Origin of the sequence: Halalkalibacter okhensis (assembly GCF_000787375.1) — a bacterium.
Lineage (GTDB): Bacteria > Bacillota > Bacilli > Bacillales > Bacillaceae_D > Halalkalibacter > Halalkalibacter okhensis.
Map to the genome: position 1 here is coordinate 1 of NZ_JRJU01000014.1, position 22759 is coordinate 22759.

At 36.6% G+C, this 22759-nt stretch carries 21 protein-coding genes, 1 other RNA gene and 2 pseudogenes; 18 read left to right on the forward strand and 6 right to left on the reverse strand.

Annotated elements, in window-relative coordinates; all coding sequences use genetic code 11:
• Positions 1 to 390: pseudogene (locus tag LQ50_RS25435) on the forward strand (hypothetical protein); the annotation flags it as partial.
• Between the two features lie 54 nt (positions 391 to 444).
• Here the strand turns inward: LQ50_RS25435 and LQ50_RS11435 are convergent.
• Positions 445 to 978 carry a D-glycero-alpha-D-manno-heptose-1,7-bisphosphate 7-phosphatase gene (locus LQ50_RS11435; RefSeq protein ID WP_034629289.1) on the reverse strand — a complete coding sequence of 178 codons (534 nt, stop codon included), beginning with the start codon at positions 976 to 978 and terminating at the stop codon, positions 445 to 447.
• 190 nt (positions 979 to 1168) lie between these two features.
• Between LQ50_RS11435 and LQ50_RS11440 the strand changes: the two genes are divergently transcribed.
• Complete coding sequence (locus LQ50_RS11440; protein ID WP_034629291.1) at positions 1169 to 1576, forward strand: VWA-like domain-containing protein; 408 nt, start codon at positions 1169 to 1171, stop codon at positions 1574 to 1576.
• Between the two features lie 133 nt (positions 1577 to 1709).
• Here the strand turns inward: LQ50_RS11440 and LQ50_RS11445 are convergent, their stop codons facing one another.
• Positions 1710 to 1889, reverse strand: a complete 180-nt coding sequence (locus tag LQ50_RS11445; RefSeq protein WP_034629293.1) for a DUF3918 family protein — start codon at positions 1887 to 1889, stop codon at positions 1710 to 1712.
• Positions 1890 to 2090: 201 nt separating this feature from the next.
• Between LQ50_RS11445 and LQ50_RS24940 the strand changes: the two genes are divergently transcribed.
• On the forward strand, positions 2091 to 3020 hold the full coding sequence (locus tag LQ50_RS24940) for a CAP domain-containing protein (protein WP_034629297.1): 930 nt from the start codon (positions 2091 to 2093) through the stop codon (positions 3018 to 3020).
• Positions 3021 to 3081: 61 nt separating this feature from the next.
• Here LQ50_RS24940 and LQ50_RS11455 read toward each other — a convergent pair whose 3' ends face one another.
• Positions 3082 to 4140, reverse strand: coding sequence for a serine hydrolase domain-containing protein (locus LQ50_RS11455; protein ID WP_034629299.1), 1059 nt, complete (start codon positions 4138 to 4140; stop codon positions 3082 to 3084).
• 38 nt (positions 4141 to 4178) lie between these two features.
• Positions 4179 to 5300: an acyltransferase family protein gene (locus LQ50_RS11460; protein ID WP_034629301.1), complete on the reverse strand. Its 1122-nt coding sequence runs from the start codon at positions 5298 to 5300 to the stop codon at positions 4179 to 4181.
• A 421-nt stretch (positions 5301 to 5721) separates the two neighbouring features.
• Here LQ50_RS11460 and LQ50_RS11465 point away from each other — a divergent pair.
• The 13 genes and pseudogenes from LQ50_RS11465 to LQ50_RS11515 all read left to right on the forward strand — a co-directional run bounded on the left by LQ50_RS11465 (position 5722) and on the right by LQ50_RS11515 (position 16847).
• Positions 5722 to 7985, forward strand: a pseudogene (locus LQ50_RS11465) (DEAD/DEAH box helicase).
• Between the two features lie 15 nt (positions 7986 to 8000).
• Positions 8001 to 9230: a ribonuclease H-like domain-containing protein gene (locus LQ50_RS11470; RefSeq protein ID WP_052144711.1), complete on the forward strand. Its 1230-nt coding sequence runs from the start codon at positions 8001 to 8003 to the stop codon at positions 9228 to 9230.
• A gap of 427 nt (positions 9231 to 9657) precedes the next feature.
• Positions 9658 to 10125, forward strand: a complete 468-nt coding sequence (locus LQ50_RS11475; protein WP_034629303.1) for a spore coat protein — start codon at positions 9658 to 9660, stop codon at positions 10123 to 10125.
• Between the two features lie 59 nt (positions 10126 to 10184).
• Positions 10185 to 10754, forward strand: coding sequence for an SLOG family protein (locus tag LQ50_RS11480; protein WP_034629305.1), 570 nt, complete (start codon positions 10185 to 10187; stop codon positions 10752 to 10754).
• Between the two features lie 77 nt (positions 10755 to 10831).
• The gene (gene gpsB, locus LQ50_RS11485; protein ID WP_034629308.1) at positions 10832 to 11143 is read left to right on the forward strand and encodes a cell division regulator GpsB; all 312 of its coding nucleotides are present in this window, start codon (positions 10832 to 10834) and stop codon (positions 11141 to 11143) included.
• Between the two features lie 10 nt (positions 11144 to 11153).
• Positions 11154 to 11543 (forward strand): reverse transcriptase-like protein, encoded by a 390-nt coding sequence (locus LQ50_RS11490; protein WP_034629311.1) that lies wholly within the window; start codon positions 11154 to 11156, stop codon positions 11541 to 11543.
• 68 nt (positions 11544 to 11611) lie between these two features.
• Positions 11612 to 12004, forward strand: an RNA gene (gene rnpB / locus LQ50_RS24645) — RNase P RNA component class B.
• Between the two features lie 205 nt (positions 12005 to 12209).
• On the forward strand, positions 12210 to 13355 hold the full coding sequence (locus LQ50_RS11495; RefSeq protein WP_034629312.1) for a THUMP domain-containing class I SAM-dependent RNA methyltransferase: 1146 nt from the start codon (positions 12210 to 12212) through the stop codon (positions 13353 to 13355).
• A 238-nt stretch (positions 13356 to 13593) separates the two neighbouring features.
• Positions 13594 to 13746 (forward strand): hypothetical protein, encoded by a 153-nt coding sequence (locus LQ50_RS25440; protein WP_161784681.1) that lies wholly within the window; start codon positions 13594 to 13596, stop codon positions 13744 to 13746.
• A gap of 287 nt (positions 13747 to 14033) precedes the next feature.
• Entirely contained in the window at positions 14034 to 14378 is a 345-nt protein-coding gene (locus LQ50_RS11500) for a DUF1360 domain-containing protein (RefSeq protein WP_034629314.1), read from the forward strand.
• A gap of 488 nt (positions 14379 to 14866) precedes the next feature.
• On the forward strand, positions 14867 to 15151 hold the full coding sequence (locus tag LQ50_RS11505) for an acylphosphatase (RefSeq protein WP_034629317.1): 285 nt from the start codon (positions 14867 to 14869) through the stop codon (positions 15149 to 15151).
• A 195-nt stretch (positions 15152 to 15346) separates the two neighbouring features.
• Complete coding sequence (locus LQ50_RS11510) at positions 15347 to 16072, forward strand: YheC/YheD family protein (RefSeq protein WP_034629318.1); 726 nt, start codon at positions 15347 to 15349, stop codon at positions 16070 to 16072.
• A gap of 37 nt (positions 16073 to 16109) precedes the next feature.
• Positions 16110 to 16847 carry a YheC/YheD family protein gene (locus LQ50_RS11515; protein WP_034629319.1) on the forward strand — a complete coding sequence of 246 codons (738 nt, stop codon included), beginning with the start codon at positions 16110 to 16112 and terminating at the stop codon, positions 16845 to 16847.
• Positions 16848 to 17017: 170 nt separating this feature from the next.
• On the opposite strand, the gene LQ50_RS11520 is transcribed toward LQ50_RS11515, so the two are convergent.
• On the reverse strand, positions 17018 to 18148 hold the full coding sequence (locus LQ50_RS11520; RefSeq protein WP_034629321.1) for a YheC/YheD family endospore coat-associated protein: 1131 nt from the start codon (positions 18146 to 18148) through the stop codon (positions 17018 to 17020).
• 462 nt (positions 18149 to 18610) lie between these two features.
• On the opposite strand from LQ50_RS11520, the gene LQ50_RS11525 reads away from it, so the two are divergent.
• Entirely contained in the window at positions 18611 to 19672 is a 1062-nt protein-coding gene (locus LQ50_RS11525; protein ID WP_034629322.1) for a YheC/YheD family protein, read from the forward strand.
• 57 nt (positions 19673 to 19729) lie between these two features.
• Entirely contained in the window at positions 19730 to 21022 is a 1293-nt protein-coding gene (locus tag LQ50_RS11530) for an O-acetylhomoserine aminocarboxypropyltransferase/cysteine synthase family protein (protein ID WP_034629324.1), read from the forward strand.
• A 379-nt stretch (positions 21023 to 21401) separates the two neighbouring features.
• On the opposite strand, the gene LQ50_RS11540 is transcribed toward LQ50_RS11530, so the two are convergent.
• Positions 21402 to 22568, reverse strand: coding sequence for a KamA family radical SAM protein (locus LQ50_RS11540; RefSeq protein ID WP_034629326.1), 1167 nt, complete (start codon positions 22566 to 22568; stop codon positions 21402 to 21404).
• Between the last annotated feature and the right edge of the window lie 191 nt (positions 22569 to 22759).

Sequence of the window (22759 nt, forward strand, 5' to 3'; positions counted from 1 at the left end):
GCCCCAGAAGGTCAATGGGGAGCAGGTCATATGCCAGGTCCGGGTTATCCAGGAGGAATGCCACAAGCCCCAGGAGGCCAATGGGGAGCAGGTCATATGCCAGGTCCGGGTTATCCAGGAGGAATGCCACAAGCTCCAGGAGGTCAGTGGGGAGCAGGTCATATGCCAGGTCCGGGTTATCCAGGAGGAATGCCACAAGCTCCAGGAGGTCAGTGGGGAGCAGGTCACATGCCAGGCCCCGGGTTCCCAGGTGGAGAAATGCCACCTTTGCCGGAAGCAGGTTACCCTGAATCAGAATACAATGGAGCAATTTCACCGGATAGTGCTAACTGGCAAGTAGATCAGATGCCTCCAATGAACCAGTGGAACAACAATAATACTTGGGATTAATCTAAATAATTAAGGTATTCCAAAAGGGAAAAGAGACCTTTTGGAATACCTTCACTAGTGTAGTTCCTCTAAAATCCATGGAACTGCAGCTAATAAGTGAGGGAAAACGATGTTTGCTTGTGCAAAATTATCCGATTCATCACCAATTAATACGGTTTTGCATCCGGCTTTCTTTCCTGCTTCTATGTCAGGTTCTCGATCTCCCACCATGATACTTCCTGACAAATCAATGTTATGAGCGGAAGCTAAATCAATTAACATTTGTGCTTCCGGTTTTCTACAGACACAACCGGCAGTAGGTTTATGAGGGCAATACGCAATATCCTCAATATGAGCTCCATATTTTGCTAGTTCAGCAATCATTTTTTTGTGCACGTTATGTAGGGCGCTTTCTTTCATAAAACCAAGTCCTACACCACCTTGATTTGTAACAATAAATGTTGGGATGTGGGCCAAATTTAAAAGAGATATGGCCTCTCCAACCCCCTCTAATAGGTAAAACTGACTAGGTTTGTTCACAAATTTAACCCTCGAACTTAATACTTCATTTATGACTCCATCACGATCTAAAAAGACGGCTTTTTTCATAATAACCTCCATATTATAATCTGAAAAATTGAATCGCATGAAAAGTGCATTGCTGACTATTACTAAATACATATAGAGTTAAGTAATAGGCAGCAATAGTAAATAATTATCCTTGATTAACAAGAATATCTTTTGCTTCTGAAAAACAAAATAATCATTGCAGGAAATTGATTATAAGGAGCGATGCTTTGTGAAATGGCAAAAAGCACTATTAACAACACTTCAACGTCAACAAGGAAAAAAAATAGCGTTAGCTGTTGATACATCAACGAATGAAGTCAACACAGAATTAATTGACAACATCATTTCACTATTCGCTCAATTAAACCCAGATACAAAGCTCATTCAGTCAGATTTTAAAATTAGAGATATTTCTTCGGTCGCTAATGCTAAAGTGACATATTATAAGCACGGAAAATCGTCATATACTGAAGTTCTTGAATGGGCCGAAGCTGAAAATGTCGATATTTTATTTTATATAACAGATGTAACTGGTTATTTTTATGAGGATTTATCGGTCGATTATGATGTGATGTGGTTAGTTCCAAATAATTTTGTTCCAAAGGTACCTTTTGGAAAAACACTTAAAATTGCATAACTAAGCAAAGAAGAATTGTCTTTAAAGATCCTAGCAACAAACATACTGTTTGGATAGTAGAAAATCACTCTTCTTACTACTTCTAACACAAAAAAAGAGGATAAGTCGTTGCGACTTATCCTCTTTTCTTTCATTAACGTTGGTTTTGATTTTGGTTTAACATATCTTTTAAAGGCTCCATCATGTTCATGTTGTTCCCACCATTATTTCTATTTCTCATCATTGAATATGCAGCTGCTCCAACTCCTAAACCTACAACAGACATCATTAAACCATTTCCGTTTTTTTTGCGTTTGCGACCAAACATTTGCATATTGCTTCCCCCTTCAAAATAGTTTGAATCAATGAATGAAACATTAGTTATGATCTGTTTTACATTGAGTAGTTATGCGTGGAGATCCTTTCCAAACATCTAGTTCTATTATAAAACTTCATAAATTTACCAAGTGAAAAAAGCTATTATTTTTACGGTTTAAATGAACAATAAAAATAAAAAACAAAGGGAGCAAAGAAAATGAAAAAAAGAACAATCATATTAGCTATATTGAGTGCTTTTCTATTTATTGTTGTTGGTTGCCAAGATGACCAAAATGCAATGGAAGGAATGGGAGTTGGAGAAGGTCAAATTTCAAGTGATTTTACGACGGCTTCAAGTGAGCAATATCCACATACAAAACCAATTCAAATTCAACATGCCAAATATGACTTTGACGTCCAACAATCTGTCCAAATGTCAAGAGACGAAATTGCGAGGTTGTTACCGGGAGATGTGATGCAGCATTTACCTGAAGGGGCTAATCAATTAACACCAGAAGATATTGCAAGATTATTACCTGAAGGGTCAACTCAGCTTTCTCCTGAAGACATTGCCGAACGATTACGTAGAGGTATGCCACCAGGGCAAGGGGGCGGACCTGCTCCAGAACCAGAAGTTGTACAACCAGAAACACCAACAGGGCAGCCAGAACAAGCTCAGCCAGAAACACCAACAGGGCAACAACCTGAACAGGCTCAGCCAGAAGCAGACCAACAAGAAGAAACACCTCAACAAGAAACAACGGAGGGAATTAGTGAGTTTGAGCAAAGGGTGATCGAACTGACGAATACAGAAAGAAGAAACAATGGGTTATCAGATTTACAGGCTGATGCAGCACTTAGCAATGTGGCAAGAGTAAAGTCAACAGATATGCAGGAAAATAATTATTTTTCACATACAAGCCCAACATATGGATCTCCATTTGATATGATCAGGGATTTTGATATTTCATATCAAGCTGCAGGAGAAAATATTGCACAAGGTCAGCGTAGTCCTGAAGAAGTGGTACAGGCATGGATGAATAGTCAAGGACACCGAGAAAATATCCTGAACGGCTCCTTTACACATATTGGGGTTGGGCATGTCGAGAATGGAAATTATTGGACGCAATTGTTTATAACCAAGTAGCAAATAAATCAGGCTCATGATAAGACATTGGTAGGGTCTTCAATCGTGAGCCTGATTCCTTTTATAGTTTAGCATCAATGATCATCTCTAATAATCGTAGCCGGTTTCGATCATTCACATGATTAAAGGTACGATTTAAAAATTGGTCGGAATCTACGCGGTGTACAAAAACAAGATTTTCTTTTGGGACAATATCTATAGACTGGCCATAACGTCCAATTGCTGAATAAAGACCCAAATCTTGCAAGCGACCGTTGTCAGCAACCCACCACATATACCCATATCCATATTCGGTAGAAGCGGGTACATCTGTATGTTTTGATGTACTTGTTTGAACCCATTTTTCCGGAATCAACTGCTGTCCTGCCCACTGCCCATTTTGAAGATACAATTGTCCGAATCGAGCCATATCCCTCGCAGACATACGAAATAAATATGATGGATGGAGTGTACGGTTAAGCTCATACTTGTAGAAAGAGTCTTCCGGCGTATAATCTTCCATTCCTAGAGGTAACGCAATCTTTTCATGAAATTCACTAAATAAGTCTTTGGTTGTTTTTTCATTAAAAATCGTTCCTAAAACATTGAAATCCCAGTTATTATAATGAAAGTATGTTCCTGGTAAATGAGCTTCTCGTTCTGGGCGATTCCACCTCATCAGCAACGATTCCTCTCCAGCTCTTAAAAAAATTCCAGAGCGTGAGGTAAGTAGATCTTCCACTTTTGCATTCTGTTCTAATACGGATAATGGTTCATGATCGGTAACCTCTAGTTCTTCTAGGGTAGCATTAATATCAATGATTTCATTATCAACATGGGTGCCATACAGGGCGCTTAAAAAGCTTTTTCTAACCGAATGAACATTGCTTTTTTTTGTAACATCGCCCCATTCGACGAGAATTTTACCGTCATAAATAACCATGGCTGAGGTAGAGCCGAGTGAATTATAATATTCTTTTGCTTCATTTAATTTCTTTTTAGACCATCCTGCATCTTCTGGATGAGAGTGGTATTCCCATGTTGAATCTCCTTGTTTGTTCGAATGGCAACTTATAAGGCTGATAGCCAATATATTAACCATTCCCGCTACAAGCAGGAGTTTCTTTTTTCGTCCGATCATTAGAATGCACCCTAACTATAGTATGTTTGTTGATATGTTTAGGAATTTGTATGGTGATTATTGCTAGCAAAAACAGCTTCTGACCCTACTTTTTTTACCCGTTTCGGTAGGTCGACCTTTCCAACGATATACTTTCCTATGGCAAAGCGATTTAAATAATAAATTGTTAAAATTGAAAAGGTTGTACTTGCAACAAATAAAATGAGTATCGTAAATATTCCAAAGTTTACAGACAAGATTGTAAAGAAAACAATAAATATAGAAATATAACTTGTATGCAACAAATAGATGCCATACGAGTATTTATTGACCATCATAAAGAAAGAGGGAATGGCCTTCATTTTCATTGCGAAATAAATGATAAAGGCAATCACACTTAATGTATGGAATAGGATATCAATCCGTTTTGAACTATGGATTGTAAGCAAGCCACTATGATAAAAATAGAGCAGGACAATCCCGGTAACAAAAGGTGCTGCTATAACAATAGCTTTGTACTTTTGAATATACCGAATGAAGGCTTCATAGTTTTGCCCAACATAATAAGCAATTGAGAAATAAAAAATCCAGCCTGGGAAAGGGATCCAATAAAATCGTTCCCACACATAGTCGCTAAAAATAAAGTTAATTGGATTTGTAAAGTTAAAGATACACAAATACGCTACATTAATGAATAAGGAATAAATTATGACCTTACTTGGATGAGCGCGGTCTAGCCATTTTTTGCATAATACAAACAATAAATAAAACTGGAAAATGATTAGAACAAAATAAGCATGGAAATCTCCGATAAATATGTTTAAAAGAACTTTCATTGTGTATTGCTCTAACGAAACAAGCGCATACGGTGATGCATATAGAAAAGCCATAAAGACGTAAGGAATTAAAATGAATTTTAAGCGCTTGGTAAGGAAGCCATTTGGGATACTTGTTTTTTCCTTATAACTATATCCTAATATGAAAGCGGTAATAAAAATAAAAGTAGGGGTCCCATAATATAAGAATACATTGATTGAATCAAGAATAACTTCACTGTATTCAGGTAAGTTTAACAAAAATCCAACATATTCCATTCCCCAAGCAATTGAGTGGAGAAGCACAATGCTTAAACAAGCAATACTACGCAAGAAAGAGATTTCGTTTATATGCTTTTTCCTCATCACTAATCAACATCTTTCTATCTAAATTCTTCTTTCTAACGCTGTAAATATCGAATAGTTTTAAGACTTAATAAGCTATCTTCCGTATTAAAGATGTACTCAAAATCTAAATAATCTATACCCTTTATTACAAAAATGTAAACTGGTGATTCCTAGTTTGCTATAAGCCATGTTTCGTACAATGGTAAAAGGAAGTAGGATAGATGTCAATTGTCATCCATTGGTTACACTGGAGATTAATCATTCCCCTTTACTGTAATTAATTTCCTTTACCTTCATCATGATAAGGCTAGAAAAACAAACAAACATTCGCTAAAATGAAAAGGAAAGTAAAATGAGATATTTATTTAGAATAGGATAAAGGTTTTTCTAATTTGTTTTTTTGACTAATCAAACAATCAACTATTTTTTGAGGTGTACAATGTTCAAGAAAAATTTACAGCATATACTTGATGATTTTCGTACGAAGAATGAATGGAAAGACCAAATAGTCCATTGGCATGAGATGGATGCAGTTAAGGCGAAACTAGTTGATTTTCCGAAGCAATTAGACGTGAAAATTCAACAAGCTCTGAAGGACCGCGGGATTGGCTCGCTTTATTCGCATCAGGCCGAGGCATTTCAATATACACAAAAAAAGAAAATATAGTAGCCGTCACACCAACAGCATCTGGAAAGACGCTATGCTACAATTTGCCAGTTTTGCAGGAGATTATGGAAAACCAAGAAAGCCGTGCTCTATACTTGTTTCCAACAAAGGCACTAGCGCAAGATCAAAAAAGTGAGCTCAATGAAATAATTGAAGAGATCGGAATTAATTTGAAATGCTTCACGTATGACGGGGATACTGCGCCAAACATTAGGCAGGCAGTTAGGAAAGCGGGACATGTAGTCATTACGAACCCAGATATGCTGCATTCGGCCATATTGCCTCATCATACCAAATGGGTCGCTTTCTTCGAAAACCTAAAGTATATCGTGATTGACGAGCTCCATACATATCGTGGTGTATTTGGTAGTCATGTTGCAAACGTGATTCGTAGATTAAAGCGAATTGCTCATTATTATGGAAGCAATCCTACCTTTATTTGTACTTCAGCAACGATTGCTAATCCGAAAGAATTGGCTGAAGAATTGACAAGAAGTCCGATGCGGCTCATTGATCAAAATGGGGCGCCTAGAGGAAAAAAACATTTCCTTTTTTATAATCCTCCTATTGTCAATCAAGCGTTAAATATACGTAAGAGTGCCACAGTCGAGGTCAATGAAATAGCTAAGAAATTTCTGGAAAATAAGATTCAAACGATCGTTTTTGCAAGAAGTAGAGTACGTGTTGAGATTATTTTAAGCCACTTGCAAGCATTAACAAAAAAGCACATCGGACCGGATTCAATTCGTGGCTATCGTGGTGGATATTTGCCGAAACAACGAAGGGAAATAGAACGTGGATTAAGACAAGGAGAAATTATTGGGGTTGTTAGTACAAATGCATTAGAATTAGGTGTTGATATTGGGCAGCTTCAAGTGTGTATCATGACAGGATACCCTGGTTCTGTTGCTAGTGCATGGCAGCAGGCAGGAAGAGCAGGTCGCAGACAAAATGAGTCTGTGATCATTATGGTTGCTAGCTCCACCCCAATTGATCAATATATTGTTCAACATCCGGAATACTTTTTTGATAAAAGTCCTGAATCGGCACGAATCAACCCGGATAATCTTATCATTCTTGTGGATCACTTAAAATGTGCGGCTTATGAACTTCCGTTTAAAAGAGGAGAAACATTTGATGGTGTCGATATTGAAGAAATTCTTGAATTTTTGACAGAAGAAAACGTTTTACATGAGCGTGCAAATAAATGGTATTGGATGAACGATGCATTCCCAGCTCATGGCATTAGCTTACGTTCTGCTTCACAAGAAAATGTCATAATTATCGATCAAAGCGACGTTTCTAAGCCTTCCGTTATTGGTGAAATGGATCGATTTAGTGCCATGACATTGCTACATGATGAAGCAATTTATTTACATCAAGGAATTCAATACCAAGTGGAATATTTAGATTGGGATGAGAAAAAGGCATTTGTACGTGAGGTAGATGTTGAATATTTTACAGATGCCAACTTAGCTGTTCAACTAAAAGTGTTAGAAGAAGACCAAACTCAATCAGAAAAAGAAGTTACAGTAAGTTATGGAGATGTGATGGTAAATGCGAAAGCAACCATCTTTAAGAAAATACGTCTATCAACCTTTGAAAATATTGGATCAGGCCCCATTCATTTACCAGAGGAAGAACTTCATACAAATGCGTTGTGGATCAGCTTTTCTTCGCAAATTTCCGATCGATTTAATGAAAGTCCTTTTGATCAAGCACTAACAGGGCTAGCTCAATTACTTCAACAAGTAGCACCTGTTTTTGTTATGTGTGACCGTAACGATTTACATGTAGTTCCTCAAATGAAAGCGGAACACTCTGAATTGCCAACCATTTTTCTTTATGATCGTTATCCAGGAGGAATAGGTTTAGCAAAAGAGGTATATCAGAACTTACCCACGATTATCAATCAAGTCGAACACCTTATTTCTAATTGTTATTGCGAGCAAGGGTGTCCAGCTTGTGTAGGTGCGGGGGAAGGCAATATTAAGGCTCTAGTAAAACGGCTTATTCGTCTTATTAAGGTGAAATAGGGGAGAGGGGGAGAAATGAAAAATAAATTGCAACGAATGAAGCAACACATGGGGATGAACAACACTAAGGAAGAACCTCCTTTAATTGTACCACTAGCACATCTTCCAGGAGAAAAGAAGCATATTCCTTTCGAATCCGATTGGCACCTTTTTCAAACAACTCCATCTTGGTTTGAAGATCAATATATAATGGTAAGGGAAACGCAATACCCAATGGAGCATAAACACGGAAAATATGCTTTTTGCCAAACAAAAGATGCAGTTAATCGATGGCAAGATCATATTTATTCACACCCTTTGTCTGCAAAAGGGCGACGGGTTGAAGAATTGCTGTTTTTTGATACAGAAACAACTGGTTTGAGCAGTGGAGTTGGAAATACGATCTTCATGTTAGGTTATGCACAATTTAAAGAGGATTATGTTGGTGTAAAGCAATTCTTTTTACCAGGACCTGAATCAGAAGTGGCACTTTATCATCATTTTTTAACAGAGGTAGGTACGTTAGGAAATCTCGTAACATACAACGGAAAAGCATTCGATTGGCCACAAGTAAAGACTCGTCACACATTTGTACGTGATCAAGTGCCAAAACTTCCGAAATTTGGGCATTTTGATTTGCTTCATGCATCAAGAAGGATGTGGAAAGACCTACTTCCTTCTTGTAAATTAGCTGTTGTCGAAAAAGAAGTGCTAGCATTTGAAAGAGTTGAAGATACACCGAGTTACATGGCACCAATGTTGTATTTTGACTTTCTTCAAGATCCGAATCCAGAATTTGTAAAAGGTATTTTCCAACACCATGAATGGGATGTCTTATCTTTATTGACACTTTATAGTCATTTGTCCTCTATGATCTTAATGTGGGACTCTTTTTCTTTAAATGATAAGGAAAAATATGAAGTAGCTAGATGGTATGAGGCTATCGGAGAGAGTGAAATTGCTAAGGGGCAGTACGAATTATTAAAGGGAGTAGGTTCAACAGTAGCTGAAGCAAGTATGTTTGCTTTCGCTATGTGCTTAAAGAAAGACAAGAACTGGGAGGAGGCATTAGTAAGTTTTTCATCCCTTGTTGGAACAAAGAGATATACGTATTTAGCTTCGATTGAATGTTCGAAAATACATGAGCATCACATAAAAGATTTTGAGAGGGCAATCTATTATTCAAGATTAGCTCTTGCGGATAATGAATTTGTATCAACTTACCCGAAAGAAAAACAAAAAAGATGCGCAATGACCTTCAGTTAAGAATAAAAAGATTGGAGAGGAAAATAGGGTGAAAAGTGAAATACTCATTTCCTGGGGAAGCGCATCATTAGCGGTTTTCAAACAAATTTCAACATTTATCATAAAGATTTTTGTAAGTTTATGTAATGTAAAAAAAGGAATTGTCAACGCGTTCAGAAACGATTACAATATGTTTCGGTAATTCTTTTTAAAGAAATGAGTGAACAAAATGTATCGTGCAATTTTAGTATTATTTTTTGTAATGATTGGCTTGACATTGTTTATTATGAGTGAAATTCGGGATTCGGCTCTCTTTTTCTTATAGACAGAGACCCAAACAGTTGATTTAAAAGGGATTAGGCGGATAATTAGGTCAAACATCTAGTACATGAAATACTTTTGTGACATAGGTTAATATTGACTCAAATAAAAAAGGAGGAATTAACTTATGTTTTGCAAACCTAGACCTAAAGTTTGTAAACTGCCAACAACAACTCAGGTGATGCCTGCACAAGTATCGCCAACTCAACATCAAGTTGTCGATAAAACGTGTGAGTATATCGTACCACATGTACACCCATCACACACTCACTATAATACGAATCACGTTTATAAACATGTTGCGAGCTTTCCGCATACAACATCACAAAGTCAACAAATCTTTAATCAACAATTTGTACAGCCGGGAGGCCCAACTGCAGGCGGACCGGGATTTGGCCCTCAAGTAGCAGGATTTAATGGAGGTCCAGGAACGGGCCCTCAAGTAGCAGGATTTAATGGAGGTCCAGGAATGGGCCCTCAAGTAGCAGGATTTAATGGAGGCCCAGGATATGGTCCTCAAGTAGCAGGATTTAATGGAGGCCCAGGATTCGGACCTCAAGCAGGTCCGGGGTTTGGTTGCGGTAGACGAAAGTAATTATGGAAGAAGGGCGAACTGATTTCAGTTCGCTCTTTCTAGCAGGATAAGGTGATAATTTGAAGACCATTGCCATTTCAGGATATAAAGGACATGAACTTGGAATATTTGATCAAAAACATAAAGGAATTTATTACATAAAGAAAGCGATAGAACAGCGGCTTCGTTCGTTAGTGGAAGAGGGGGTAGAGTGGGTCATTATTAGTGGGCAGCTAGGGGTTGAATTATGGGCAGCTGAAGTTGTTATTGCATTAAAAGTAGATTACCCTCAAGTGCAATTAGCTGTTTTAACTCCTTTTCTACAGCAGGAGGAGAATTGGCAAGAAGCAACGAAATCTTATTATCAAGAAATTATTAATCAGGCTGATTTTGTTGATAGTATTACGAAAAGGCCATATGACAATCCTGCTCAATTAAGACAAAAAAACGAATTTATTATTTCGAAAGTGGACGGCTTGCTGTTGCTATATGATGAGGATAAGCCTGGGTCTCCAACATACTACTTAGAAGTGGCTAAAAAGAAACAAGAGAAAGAGTCCTTTCCAGTGCTATTTATTACCCCAACTGACCTTGAATTATTGGTTCAAGAAGAACAATTCGACAATTTTAGTACAGAGTGGGAATCGTAATTTAAATTGACAAGAAGGCAAACTTTTGGAAAAATAGATAGAGAAGCTGTTCATACACGTGGGTAGAGGTGAAGGAAATGAACCAACAAAATATTCGTTTTACGGCGAAAGAAATACTTGAAAAAGATTTTAAAACGAGCATGAGAGGCTACAACCCAGATGAAGTTGATAAGTTTTTAGATGCTATTATACAAGATTACGAATTGTTTCAACGGAAAGTAGAGCTATTAGAGCAAGAGAATGCACACCTTAAGCGTGAAGTGAAGAAATTATCTGACAGATCGCAGCGTCAAGCACCATCTCAAACCGTTGGTAGTACAAATTACGATATACTTCAACGTTTGTCTAACTTAGAGAAGAAGGTCTTTGGAAGTAAATTGTACGAGTAGGTGTTATTTCATGATCGATATTTATATTGATGGCGCAAGTGCAGGGGATCCTGGACCTTCCGGAGCGGGAATCTTTATTAATTATAAAAATGGTAAAGTTGAAAACCATTCCATTCCACTCGGGCAGATGTCAAATCATGAGGCAGAATATGAGGCATTAATTACTGCGCTTGATTTATGCATTGAGCGTGGCATTAAGATGGTCTCGTTTCGGACTGATTCCAAGTTAATCGATGATGCAATTGAAAAACGTTATGTAAAAAACAAACGATTCCAACCATATTTAGAAAAAGCAATCGCTCGAATTGATCAATTTGAATTGTTTTTTATGAAATGGGTGCCAAGTAACCAAAATAAAAATGCTGATTCATTAGCAAGACAGGCCATTCGAAAAAATTGAAATAATTACCTGTTGAATCTTATCTTGTTTCAAGGTATACTTATTTTTGTCGCTTAAGACAACGTTAAACATTCAGGTAATCGCTGCACGCTTGTCGTGTAGAGGAAAGTCCATGCTCGCACGGGCTGCGATGTCCGTAGTGTTCGTGCCTAGCCAATTCATAAGCTAGGGTAGTCTGGTTTTGACTGGACTAACGGCAAGGTAAGCACCTACGTCATTTTTGATATGGTGTGATGCCTTTGAAAGTGCCACAGTGACGTAGTCCATTCGGAAACGAGTGGAGTGGAACGAGGTAAACCCCACGAGCGAGAAACCCAAAATATGGTAGGGGCATCTTCTTAAACGGGAATTGAACTGTTGAGAAGGACTGGGAGTAAATCCTTTGTAGATAGATGATTGCCACCGGAGTACGAGGTTCATCACCGTTTGCAGTACAAAGGTACAGAACATGGCTTATCGAATGTTTAATGGATGATTTCTAGAAGAAACCCCTTTTAGGGGCTTTTTTTATTTATAGTGAATTTACTATGCTATAAAGTGATTATTATTTCATAGAAGAGCTAATATCCAGCACAAGGCTTTTGGGGTCTGATATATTTTGTGATGTTTGTCATCAGAAGTTGGAAATCGTATAATAGAGGCAATATATTTGGTAAGGAGTACATAATGGAAAAAGTGACGTTAATTGCAACGGCAACGATGGGGCTTGAAGCACTTGTTGCTCGTGAAGTAAAAGATCTAGGATATGAAGATGTACAAGTTGATAATGGAAAGGTAACATTTACAGCAGATGTATCTGCCATTCCGCGAGCTAATTTATGGCTCCGTACGGCAGATCGTGTCAAATTAAAAGTAGGAGAATTTAAAGCTTATACATTTGACGAGTTGTTTGAAAAGACTAAAGCACTACCTTGGGCCGATTTAATCCCTGTTCATGCTGAGTTTCCGGTTATCGGCAAATCGGTTAAATCCAAGTTGTTCAGTGTGTCTGACTGCCAGGCGATTGTAAAAAAGGCTGTAGTTGAAAGTATGAAGAAGCGTTATAAGCGAGGGTGGTTTGATGAAGACGGGCCATTTTATCGTATTGAGGTAGCTTTACATAAAGATGTCGCCACACTTACGATTGATACGAGTGGAACAGGTTTGCATAAACGAGGTTATCGGTACCTCCATAATGAAGCTCCATTAAAAGAAACATTAGCTGCTGCGATGATTATGTTAACACCTTGGAAGCCAGATCGACCATTTGCTGACCCATTTACTGGATCAGGAACGATTCCTATTGAAGCGGCGATGATCGGACAAAACATTGCCCCAGGCTTTAATCGAGACTTCGTATCAGAAGATTGGCATTGGATTGGGAAGGATCGTTGGAATGAAGCTCGTCAGGAAGTTGAAGATGTAGCCAAATATGACCAACCTCTTGATATTTTAGGGGCTGATATTGACCATAGAAGTGTTGAATTAGCCCAAAATAATGCAATGGAAGCAGGCTTTGGTGAACTAATTTCATTTAAGCAAATGCAAGTAAAAGACTTTAGGCATCGTGGGGAGTATGGCATTCTTGTTGGCAACCCTCCATATGGTGAACGGCTTGGAGAACGTCCAGAAGTAGAACAAATGTATAGAGACATGGGAAGAACGTTTCAATTGCTTGATACATGGTCGATCTATATGTTAACTTCCCATGAAGGATTTGAAGAACTATATGGGAAAAAGGCGACAAAGAAACGAAAGCTTTATAATGGAAATTTAAAGGTGGATTATTATCAATTTTTTGGGCCGCGTCCACCGAGGAAAGAAGTCGAATGATAAAAGAGGTTAACTCACATTTTGAGTTAACCTCTTTTTTGATTGAAATTTTATTTAGATCTCTCGTGTTTGCATATTTAGGAAGGAAACATAGATGTCATTCTTCAGGTTGAGTCATCGTCCAAAAGATAATGGCCCTTTTTATTTTGGCTTCTAAATGGATCACTAGTTTCCAAAGTCATACGTAGTAGCAATTAAATAAGACAAACATATTTTAAATAAGAGGAGGTGACATTTGATGTTAGAGAAACGAGAAAAGTTAAAACTCATTTTAGAAGGGATTAATAATTTACCTATTCCAGGACTTTATCAGAGCACGGGACAAGTGGCGGGTGGTTGCACAAATTTTTGTACAAATGTTTGCAGAACGTTATATCCGCTGCAGTTTTAGCAATGCTTTAATGACTGCATTGCTTGCCAACAAAGTACAATCTTTGAAACAGACGAGTCGTTACTTGATGAAGGTGAAAAGAATTAGTCGCTATTTGTGATGAAGAAGAAATCACTTTTAAATTTATTAGTCAACTAATGATTCTTTATGAAGTTAGTTAAAAACTGCCTCCGTTCCAACAGTTGGAAAGGTTCTAAATTGAATCGTTAGCCGTATCATAATTACAGAGGTATCTATGCTTATTAAGCCCAATCAATTGATTTAATAATGTAGGAGGGACGATAAATATGTTTGCAATCGAGTGGATTGACTTAGTAATATTGGTCCTCGCTTCATACAGGCTCACACGACTAATTGTTTTTGATGAAATTACTTCTTTTATACGAAGCCCATTTTTAATGGTATCTTATCAAGAGAATGATGCAGGGCAATTGATAGAAAGTATTGAGTTTAAAGGAAAAGGCTTTCGTAACTGGGTGGGGAGGCTTTTAAGCTGTCATTGGTGTGTTGGTATTTGGACTTCGTTTGGAATAGTTTTACTATACATGTACTTTCCTGCCTTTTACCCATTACTTCTAATTCTGGCTGTTGCAGGAGCCGCCGCTTTCATTCAGTCAAAATCTGAATACTGACAAAATATCAATTAAATAATAAAAGTAGATAAAGAGAAATGTCTAAACAATTCGAGCATGAAATGAATACGATAAGTTAAGAAGGGCAATAACCAAGTAAGTACTATCAGATTGGAGAAGTACAAAAAACAATGTAGAAGATCAAATTATCCTATATATACCAACTCTATAAATCAAAAAGGAGTGAATTATAGTGAAGCCTCGTAAGCCAATAGTAATAAATAGTCGCGCTAAGAGTGTGCCTTTAGAGAAATCAAAGAATGTATCATCATCACAGCCTAAAGTAAAGAGGAAGAAAACGATTGTAAGGGCAGGGTGTTGCTTACGCAAAAAGGGTAAAACCAACTAAATAAAGTTAAACGTTCGATGCGTTATTTCTATACACACTTAGATTTCTAGGTTCTTTCAATATATTCCCCTTCCATTACCTGCTTAAGTAAATGATGTTAAAAGGTGTGAAGTTCACACATCCTTCCAAGGAGGTTATAATGGTCCGCTATTTTATTAAAGTAAAGGGAAAAGTTCAAGGGGTTGGGTTTAGAAAATATACAAAAAAAATAGCAAAAAGATACAATGTCGTGGGATGGGTCCGCAATGTGGCAGATGGAACAGTTGAAGCTGAAATCCAAGGGAAGGTTAATGGTGTGGATCAAGTCATCAAAGCATTGAATAGAGGCAGTTCATCATCTAAGGTGCGATCGATTGAAGTAAACAAAATGAAAGGCTTGAAAAAATACAATTCTTTCAAGATTATATATAACTTAAAAGTATAAAGTAACGAAGGTTGTCGAAAAGGAGATTTCATCCTTTTTCGGCAGCTTTTTTTATAAAGATTTTTATAATGTTTGAATGATTTCTATGATTTCGTAATTTATATACTTCTTCTCCTTAATATGCCCTTCCTAATTATACTTTCAAGAATAAGCTATTAATAAGAGAGCTGTAATCAGGTAAAGGAGGGAGATGGAATGAAAATAAATGGTAGGAACAAATGGAGGATGTATCTTGCCATGAAAAGAAACAAGAAGCTTAGGAAGTACCTTGTTCATACAAGATTATGGTCGAGAAACAGCTTGTACATGATGTTATTAAAATATAAATCAGTTGTAGTGAAGCCAAATAAGGGGTTAAAAGCAAGAGATATTTACTTTATAAGCAAGAAGGAAAAGGGCTATGAAATACAAATATATGAGAGAAAATATTATTTTTCTGAACGAGAACAAGTCTATAAATTTATGCAACGTAAGATTGGACAGGTTACCTATATTATTCAAAGACATATTGATATGGCAAAAATAAATGGAAATCCATTTGATATTCGTGTCATTATTCAAAGAAAATCATTATCTTCTCCATGGAAAGCAACAGCATATAAAATACGAGTTGCTAAAAAAGGGAGAAGGGTAACGAATGCAAGTAAAGGCGGGACAATTCTAACTTACAATGTAGCAATGAACAGCTGCAATATTCCTAAATCTATAAAAAATAATTTATTAGACCACATCAAGGAAGTGTCCGTATTAGCTTCAAAAACGTTAGGTCCTTATTATCCCAATAAGCGTCTATTTGGTATCGATATAGGAATAAAAGAAGATGGGTCGCTTCACATATTTGAAATTAATCGGAGTCCGCTATTAAAAGGATTCTCTAAAATTCAACAAAAAAGGATTAGAATGTTTAGAAGAAGAAAGTAAATTATTTTTGTTATACGAACTAAAAGGAGGGTGTAGGATGCCAATGCGGTTAAGAGGAAGAAACAAATATAAAATGTACTTGGCATTAAAACAAAATAAATATATTAAATCGGCTCTTCCTTACACAATGATGTGGAGTGAGAAAAATTTTGTCCGTATGTTAAGAAGATATAAGTCAGTTGTAATTAAACCAAACAATGGACAGCAAGGCCAAAAAATTTATTTTGTAAAAAAGGTTGGAGCTAAGTACGCTGTAAATATTAATCAAAAACATAAGGTATTTAATAATAGAAAGCGTGCTATTAATTATTTAAACAGGGTGACAAGCAAACGGAAATTTATTATTCAACAACAAGTGGACCTTGCAAGAATTGACGGGAAACGATTTGATTTCAGAATTATTGTTCAACGAAAGAAGAGGAATCATCCTTGGGTGGTAAATGGGGTGATTGTCAGAAGAGCAGGTAAGGGTTATATGGTAACAAATAGACGTCGACACGGGGTAGTCATGTCAGTAGAAGAAGCAAGGAAGAAATTAAACTTTAATGAGAAAGAAATTAGAAAGGTAGCTTATTTGGCAGCTAAGACATTAGGACGTTCTTTTCCTAATCAAAAGATCTTTGGTGTCGATATTGGAATGAATAAAAATGGTTCTCTTTATATCTTTGAATTAAATCGTTGGCCTTTATTGGAAGGGTTTCGAAGTTTAAAGAATAAAAGTCAAATTAAAAGAATTTTGTCATATAAAAAAATGGCTAGAAAGAGTAGGAATTAAAATTGTAAAAAGAGTTTTTGAAAATGAACGTAAAAAGGGGGTGTACTCTGAAGGTCAAAATCAGACCTTTTGAGACATCCCCTTAATAAATGAGACCTCAAAGGGAACTTATAAAAGTCCATCTTATAGAGGTGAGAAAAGTTGTAGAACGATCAATAGCTTTTTAAGACTTATTTTATTGTTATAGACGTACGTACATATTTTCGCGCGTTCTTCTCGTTTGCAATAAATTTGGCGTATTCAAGGAGATTTAGAAATGAACGATTTATCGTTACGTTATCGAACGCTTTGTGAAGGGAAACTTTTGCGCTTCTTGAATTACATTCAATAAACCAAAGCTTCTTGTTTTTATCTACTGCGAAATCAATGCCCATTTCTCCACAGCGGCCATATCCTTTTTCAACCTGTTCATATATTTTTGTAAGGAATTGTGTTACTTCATTCTTAAACATATTGACTTGTTCGTCTGTATAATTAAGAAAGTTTTTATAAAAAGAATTAAAAGTATAGCTTTTTGAGTGTGTAGTGATAGGTGAATTTTTTTTACCTCGGCGAACAGCAATCGCTGTTACTTCGATTTCTCCACGACCGTTTCGCTGAATTTCAGCTCTCATATCTACTAAGTAGCCATCAATTGTTAATAAATCAATGCCTTCTTGCATGATGAATCGCTTTCTATAAAAAGAGCGAATCGTCTTTTGGAATGCTTCAAACGTTTTTGCTCGATACTCAACCAATTGATTATTATAGTAACTACAATGGTAGCCTTTTTGAGGTAATTTAATAATTCTCATTACCTTCTTACCACGGCCACCAATATATGATTTTAGGTAAACCGTGTTTGTTCGTTTAAACATTTGGGTTACATCATTAATGCTCTGACACTTTTTTGTGAGAGGGATATGTGAACTTAATTCTTTATTTTTAAGAAGAAGTTGAGATACTTTCCAATTATTAAACCCCTTAGGACTATTTAAAAATTTTACTCCTTTTTGTTTGAATTTTTCTTGGATTATTTGATTTGGGATGCTACTTCGCCGATATAGTACATCGGGAAATGAGAATGGACGTTCTTCCCAACGTTTTGTAGAACGGTTAAAATATGTTCCATAAATGATATTGCGGTTGAAATGGATCTTTCTTAGAGTGAACATATATAATTTTGTATTCGATATTTCACTAGCTTGATACAGCTTAATTATATTTAAGGGAGGTCTTTGTTTTTGTAGGCGCCGAAGTGCCCTTCGTGTGATTAAAACCCCAACAGCTATTTCGTTAGAGTTGGAAGATATTTTACTCATGTATGAATCCCTCTTTCTACTCTCAATTTATATGAATGTTGAATAATTTGGACGAATGAGCCCACGGTAAAGCGAAAACACCTATAGAGGTTTTCCTAGTTTATATTCACTTCAAATGAAGATGTTAGGCACTCAGCACAGGTTCTTGCTCATATTTTATGTAACATTGAGCAGGATGTATAGGCTGTTGCAGTAGAGATGTCTAATTTAGTAAGGCTCTCAATAAGTGCCTATCAAGAGAACTTGAATGCTAGTTAATCGCCCTTTTCATTTTTATTGGACTAATATGTATACGTTTGACTAGTGATCTTCGTAGTATGTTTTAAAGTACAAACGTTTAGGTTGGTTCAACTATTCAATTGTTTAAAAATACTGTTTCTGTTAAAGGTCCAATTCTATTTAACTGTGAATAATCTAAAGTAAAGGCTTTAAGAATCTATTAAATCAAAGGTGGGTAAATTCATGATCGGAATCATACTTTCTTCACGAATATTGAAACTTGTTTCAGTTAGAGACAGAGAAAGCTGGGATCCATACATTCTGTTCTATATGAAGCAAGCTCAAAAAAATAAAGTTGATCTTTGTTTTTATTCTTTAGGAGGGATATCAAAGAGAGATAAAAAGGTAAACGGCTATGTCTATTCATACAAGACTGGAAAATTGGCTTCTCAAATTGCGACACTGCCTAAAATCAATTTATATAAAATCAACTCAAGTGTATCCAGTAAGAAAACAGCGGATAAAATTAAAAAGTTAAGAGAAGAAGGGTTTGTTTTTTTAAATGCTTGTTCTAAGCATGACCGGAGCAAATATTTGGATTATCAATACTTAACAAACTTCAATAGTATTAGACCATATTTGCCAGAAACAATGACGTTGACATATAACAACCTCTTTACTATGTTGAAAAAATACCCAGAAATTTTTATTAAACCGAAAAGAGGGGGACAAGGAAATAATATCACCATCATTACTAAAGAAGGAAAAGCATATCAAACTGTTCACATTTATAAGCGTAACAAAGTAAAAGTAAATATATCTGAAAGTGAATTAAAAGATTTTTTTTATCGGAAATTTCCGTCTCCGTATAAATTTATAGTTCAACAAGGTATCCCTTTAGCAACTTTTGAAGGAAATAAATTCGATTTTAGGGTATCTCCTCAAAAGAATAAACTCAATCGCTGGCAAGTAACAGGTGTTATGGCAAGAGTTGCCTCCAATGGGTTTGATGTAACAAATGTAGATCAAGGAGGAAGGTGTGTATATAAGGTTAGTAAACTTATTCCTCTGAATACGATAAAGGAAATGAAACGACTTAATATTAAAATTGCCAAAGCCTTTGAAAAACGTTTTCTTCATTTAAATGATTTAGGGTTGGACTTTGCTGTAGATAAGAATGGGAAAGTTTGGTTTCTTGAGGCAAACTTCAGACCTAATCGAAAGAAAGCCAATGTTAAACGAAATCGGATTCCTTTTGAACATGCCTGCTCACTTTATAAAAAAACTACATTAATAAAGGCATAGAGTTCCTTTATTTGTCATATTTAAAAACAAAGGAATCTTGGAGGGGGGAAAGTGTGTATGGACGGAAAATATGAATATGGTTTTGATACGAAGTCATTGCATGCAGGTCTCAAAGCGGATCCAATCACAGGGGCAAGTACGGTTCCAATTTATCAAACAGCTGCATATCAATTTAAAGATATGGAACACGCTACTAAAGTATTTTCCTTGGATGAAACCGGCAATATTTATTCTCGAATTATGAATCCAACTGTGCAAGTTTTTGAGGAACGAATGGCCCAATTAGAAGGGGGAGTTGGTGCTCTGGCCCTTTCCTCTGGGCAAGCTGCAACAGCTTATTCAATTTTGAATGTCGCCTCATCAGGTGATCATATAGTAGCTTCTTCCTCATTATATGGAGGAACATTCACATTGTTTTCAACTATCTTACCAAAGATGGGAATAGATGTTAGTTGGGTGAAGACAGATAACTTACAATCTTTTCGTGAGGCGATTAATGAAAAAACAAAGGCTGTGTTTGTGGAAATTCTCGGAAACCCTAAAATGGATGTTCCAGATATCGAAGCGATTGCATCTATAGCTCATCAAGAGGGAGTACCTCTGATTGTAGATAATACTTTCTGTACCCCGTATTTATGTAGACCTATAGAGCATGGAGCAGATATTATCGTTCATTCGGCAACTAAGTTTATTGGTGGACATGGTACTACAATCGGAGGAGTGATCGTAGATTCAGGTAAATTTAATTGGAATAATGGAAGGTTCAAGGAATTTACGGAACCCAATCTGCAACGTGAGGGAAAATCATTAATTGATGCTTTCAAAGATATGGCATACATCGTTAAAGCCCGTGTAGAACTTCTAAGTAACCTAGGAGCATCCCTTTCCCCCTTCAACGCATTTTTGTTAATTCAAGGGTTAGAAACCCTCTCTATTCGTATGCAAAGGCAGTGTGAGAATACGTTAGAAGTTGCGCATTTTTTGAACGACCATCCTCAAGTGGAGTGGGTTAACTACCCTGGATTGAAAAACGATTCCTATTATGGATTAGCCAAGAAGTACCTTTCTAAGGGGCAGGGAGCTATTCTAGCATTTGGCGTGAAAGGTGATCAAGAAAGTGTAAGGAAAGTGATCGATAGTGTTAAACTTTGCTCGCATGAGGCAAATGTTGGTGATGTGAAATCGCTTATCATTCATCCTGCTACAACTACGCATGGAAAATTGACGGCAGAACAGCAAGCTCAAGCAGGTGTAACACGTGATATGTTGCGATTATCAGTCGGACTTGAAAATGTAGAAGATATTATTTATGACCTAGATCGTGCTTTGGAGGAAAATAATGTAGGTTAAGCCATAAAATTTGGTATTGAGCTTGGTGTCGCAATATATGGGGAAGAGCAAAAAAGTTGGTATCCAGAGGCCGCTGAAAAAGGTACGATTTCACCTTTTTTTAGCGGTTTTTAAGCTGAGATCTAAGAGTAGGATTTTCATAGCAGGCGAGCAATGTGTGGAGCCGATTGAAGCTTCCTCGAATCTTCTAAATGAACTCTTTCAGTGCCTTCACTCCAATAGGGTATTTTTAAGTGAGAGGTCATTAGAAATGAACACCTTTTAAATCATGGTGGTTACAACTGATGAAGTGGTTACAATTCAATATAAAAGAAGATGATGTCTGTATAGTACAGTCATCATCTTCTTTGTGAGAGAGGCATTCAGTTTTGATCATAGGTTAGTTTTTCTTATTCTTTTGGGGAGTATCAGGAAGCTCATTTACCGATATGACTTCATGTGTCTTTTTAACTGGCTTTTTCCAATGGCGTTCATTTTCCGGCAAATCATCAAACCATGCAGCATCTGGAGGACAATCGAGAACCATAAACTTACCATAATCCTCATCCCTAGATTGATGATATTTAAGGTATGCTTTGCCATTATCAATAGCTAGAATCTCGATTTTACCAGAAGTGTGACTCATTACCAATTTAACTCGTTTTCCTAAGCCGGATGTTTTGGCTTTCGCTTTTTCAACAATTTTATAGACCCTTTCAAGAGAGAGAACGAATGAGTCGTTGCCTGCGACAGGTCTATTGATAAAAAAGTAGTATGGTGTTACGCCTGCCCAAGATAATTTGTCAAGTAATTCACTAAGGATAGCGGAATCGTCATTTATCCCTTTTAACACGGGGGTTTGATTTACTACGATCACACCAGCATCATGGAAAGCCTTGAAGCATTTTTTTGCCTCTTCGGTAATTTCTCTTGGGTGGTTTATATGTGCCATTAAATAAATTCGATTTTCCTCTGTGGAATATTCTTGTAATAATTGGAGAAGCTCACTATCTTCATATATTCTCATAGGATTAAAAACAGGCATTTTTGAGCCGAGTCGGATGATCTTGACATGTGGTATGGATCTTAACCTTTCAATAATTAAACGAAGCTTCTTTGTAGCCAAGGTAAGTGGATCTCCACCGGTTAAAAGGACGTTGTTAATTTCAGGGTGGTTTTCAATATAGTCGAGGCCTTCACTCACATCCATCATGGCCTCTTTGACATCTGTTCTAAATAATCGCTTACGGAAGCAATATCGGCAATAAGCACCACAGACCTCAGATACTAACAACAAGGCTGTAGTGCTATACTTGTGTTGGCACCCTTTTACCACGTAATTTGTATCTTCATCAGAAGCATCCCAGCGGCCGTACTCTTGGAGCTCATCAGTGGTAGGAATAACCAACCTTTTTAGAGGATCATTAGGATCTGACCAATCAATGAGATTTAAATAATAATCATTTACTCGGAATACATATTTTTCCGTTATTTTTTTTAGATTTTTTTTTTCTTCATCAGATAAATAAGTAATCTTATCTATATTGGTAATATATTTTGGCTTCATAAAGATTTCAATCCTTCCTGTACTGTTTTTAAAAGGAAAATTACGCATCTACTGAATATAAACGGAATTTGATGCAAAAGTCATTTGCTATCAAAGCCTAAGAGGGATTGACTTAAGCCATGGTGTTATTTTCAATAGTTTGATAAGAACGAGCATAGGCTAGCTAGTTAGGGAGCCTCAATATATTCAAT

Coding starts and splice junctions, on each gene's coding strand:
- LQ50_RS11435 (WP_034629289.1), bottom strand. CDS start 978: ATGAAAAAAGCCGTCTTTTTAGATCGTGATGGAGTCATAAATGAAGTA.
- LQ50_RS11445 (WP_034629293.1), bottom strand. CDS start 1,889: ATGCAAATGTTTGGTCGCAAACGCAAAAAAAACGGAAATGGTTTAATG.
- LQ50_RS24940 (WP_034629297.1), top strand. CDS start 2,091: ATGAAAAAAAGAACAATCATATTAGCTATATTGAGTGCTTTTCTATTT.
- LQ50_RS11455 (WP_034629299.1), bottom strand. CDS start 4,140: ATGATCGGACGAAAAAAGAAACTCCTGCTTGTAGCGGGAATGGTTAAT.
- LQ50_RS11460 (WP_034629301.1), bottom strand. CDS start 5,300: ATGAGGAAAAAGCATATAAACGAAATCTCTTTCTTGCGTAGTATTGCT.
- LQ50_RS11470 (WP_052144711.1), top strand. CDS start 8,001: ATGAAAAATAAATTGCAACGAATGAAGCAACACATGGGGATGAACAAC.
- LQ50_RS11475 (WP_034629303.1), top strand. CDS start 9,658: ATGTTTTGCAAACCTAGACCTAAAGTTTGTAAACTGCCAACAACAACT.
- gpsB (WP_034629308.1), top strand. CDS start 10,832: ATGAACCAACAAAATATTCGTTTTACGGCGAAAGAAATACTTGAAAAA.
- LQ50_RS11490 (WP_034629311.1), top strand. CDS start 11,154: ATGATCGATATTTATATTGATGGCGCAAGTGCAGGGGATCCTGGACCT.
- LQ50_RS11495 (WP_034629312.1), top strand. CDS start 12,210: ATGGAAAAAGTGACGTTAATTGCAACGGCAACGATGGGGCTTGAAGCA.
- LQ50_RS25440 (WP_161784681.1), top strand. CDS start 13,594: ATGTTAGAGAAACGAGAAAAGTTAAAACTCATTTTAGAAGGGATTAAT.
- LQ50_RS11500 (WP_034629314.1), top strand. CDS start 14,034: ATGTTTGCAATCGAGTGGATTGACTTAGTAATATTGGTCCTCGCTTCA.
- LQ50_RS11505 (WP_034629317.1), top strand. CDS start 14,867: ATGGTCCGCTATTTTATTAAAGTAAAGGGAAAAGTTCAAGGGGTTGGG.
- LQ50_RS11510 (WP_034629318.1), top strand. CDS start 15,347: ATGAAAATAAATGGTAGGAACAAATGGAGGATGTATCTTGCCATGAAA.
- LQ50_RS11515 (WP_034629319.1), top strand. CDS start 16,110: ATGCCAATGCGGTTAAGAGGAAGAAACAAATATAAAATGTACTTGGCA.
- LQ50_RS11520 (WP_034629321.1), bottom strand. CDS start 18,148: ATGAGTAAAATATCTTCCAACTCTAACGAAATAGCTGTTGGGGTTTTA.
- LQ50_RS11525 (WP_034629322.1), top strand. CDS start 18,611: ATGATCGGAATCATACTTTCTTCACGAATATTGAAACTTGTTTCAGTT.
- LQ50_RS11530 (WP_034629324.1), top strand. CDS start 19,730: ATGGACGGAAAATATGAATATGGTTTTGATACGAAGTCATTGCATGCA.
- LQ50_RS11540 (WP_034629326.1), bottom strand. CDS start 22,568: ATGAAGCCAAAATATATTACCAATATAGATAAGATTACTTATTTATCT.